Here is a 1,978-nt window from a genome sequence, read left to right as displayed (position 1 = left end):
CGCACCGACGGCGAGGACCTCCCCGCCACCTGAGCTGAACCGGTCTTGGACTTGCGCCGCGAAGTCGCGCACCCTGGGAGCCATGCCAGAGGTGTCAGACGAGGACTTCGCGCTCATCCACCGCCAGGTGCGGGACTTCGTCCGCAGGGACGTCGTGCCGCGCGAGAACGAGATCATGAGCGACGACCGGATCCCGGACGACCTGCGCCGGGCCGCCGCGGACATGGGCCTGTTCGGGTACGCGATCCCCGCGGAGTGGGGCGGCCTCGGGCTCGACCTGACCCAGGACGTCGAGCTCGCCCTGGAGTTCGGCTACACCAGCCTCGCGCTGCGCTCGATGTTCGGCACCAACAACGGCATCGCCGGGCAGGTCCTCGTCGGCTTCGGCACCGACGACCAGAAGAAGACCTGGCTCGAACGGATCGCCTCCGGCGAGGTCGTGGCGTCGTTCGCGCTGACCGAGCCCGGCGCGGGCTCCAACCCCGCCGGACTGCGCACCCGCGCCCGCCGCGACGGCGGCGACTGGGTGATCGACGGGCACAAGCAGTACATCACCAACGCGCCCCTCGCCCACCTGTTCGTCGTCTTCGCCCGCACGGCTGACCCCCGTCCCAAGGACCCCGGCATCGCGGTCTTCCTCGTGCCCGCGGGCACGCCCGGGCTCACGGTCGGCCCCAAGGACCGGAAGATGGGCCAGGAGGGCGCCTGGACCTCCGAGGTCACGTTCGACCAGGTCAGGGTGCCCGCCGACGCCCTGATCGGCGGGCAGGAGGCCGCCGGCTACACGGCGGCGATGACCTCGCTCGCCCGCGGCCGGGTCCACATCGCCGCCCTCGCCGTCGGGGCCGCGCAGCGGGCGCTCGACGAGTCCGTCGCCTACGCCGTGCAGAACACCCAGGGCGGCGAGCCGATCGGGAACTTCCAGCTGGTCCAGGCCATGCTCGCGGACATGCAGGCCGGCGTCCTCGCCGGCCGCGCCATGGTCCGCGAGACCGCACGCGCCTACGTCTCCGGCGAGGACCGCCGGATCGCCCCCTCGGCCACCAAGCTGTTCTGCACCGAGATGGCCGGGAAGGTCGCCGACCTGGCCGTGCAGGTGCACGGCGGTGCCGGGTACATGCGCGAGATCCCGGTCGAGCGCATCTATCGCGACGTCCGGCTGCTCCGGCTCTACGAGGGCACCAGCGAGATCCAGCGGCTCATCGTCGGCGGCGGGCTGGTCCGTGAGGCGACGACGAGGCTATGACCCGCGTCACCGGCGGAATACTTGAAGGCTCATGCAAGGTTGGGCCGGGAGTACGTGAGAGTTCAACTACTCCAGGAGCGCCGCCATGACCACCTCGACCACCCCCGCCTCCCTCGCCGAGCTGACCGGCACCTACGAGCTCGACCCCACCCACTCCCGCATCGGCTTCGTGGCCCGGCACGCGATGGTCACGAAGGTCCGCGGGCAGTTCAACGAGTTCGCGGGCAGTGTCCGCGTCGACGGCGCCGACCTCGGCGCCTCCTCCGCCTCGCTGACCATCCAGGGCGCCAGCATCGACACCCGCAACGAGCAGCGCGACGGTCACCTGCGCAGCAACGACTTCCTCGCCCTCGAGGAGTACCCGCAGGTCACCTTCGTCTCGACGCGCGTCGAGCAGACCGGGCCGACCAGCCTGGAGCTGACCGGCGACCTCACGATCAAGGGCGTCACCAACGCGGTGACCGTCCCCTTCTAGTTCGAGGGCGCGGCCACCGACCCCTTCGGCAACCAGCGCGTGGGTTTCGAGGGCTCCGTGGTGATCAACCGCAAGGACTACGGCATCACCTGGAACGCGGCGCTGGAGACCGGCGGCGTGCTGGTCAGCGAGAAGATCACGCTCGAGTTCGAGATCTCGGCGATCAAGGCCGCCTGATCGCCCCGGGCCGGGCGGGTCACCGCCGGGTGGCCCACCAGCCCAGCAGCGCGGCGGCGCCGTCCTCGGCGAAGGCACCG

At 71.2% G+C, this 1,978-nt stretch carries 1 protein-coding gene and 1 pseudogene; both read left to right on the top strand.

The genetic code is table 11. The features are described 5' to 3' along the window. The first annotated feature begins 82 nt into the window (after positions 1–82). Positions 83–1,246 (top strand): acyl-CoA dehydrogenase family protein, encoded by a 1,164-nt coding sequence (locus H5J29_RS30635; protein WP_181784429.1) that lies wholly within the window; start codon positions 83–85, stop codon positions 1,244–1,246. An 85-nt stretch (positions 1,247–1,331) separates the two neighbouring features. Further along, positions 1,332–1,898 (top strand): annotated as a pseudogene (locus H5J29_RS30630) (YceI family protein). The last annotated feature ends 80 nt before the right edge of the window (positions 1,899–1,978 follow it).

This window comes from Pseudonocardia pini (assembly GCF_013870575.1).
In the GTDB taxonomy this organism is placed as follows: Bacteria; Actinomycetota; Actinomycetes; order Mycobacteriales; family Pseudonocardiaceae; genus Pseudonocardia; species Pseudonocardia pini.
This window is presented reverse-complemented; position numbering and strand designations above follow the sequence as displayed.

Coding starts and splice junctions, on each gene's coding strand:
- H5J29_RS30635 (WP_181784429.1), top strand. CDS start 83: ATGCCAGAGGTGTCAGACGAGGACTTCGCGCTCATCCACCGCCAGGTG.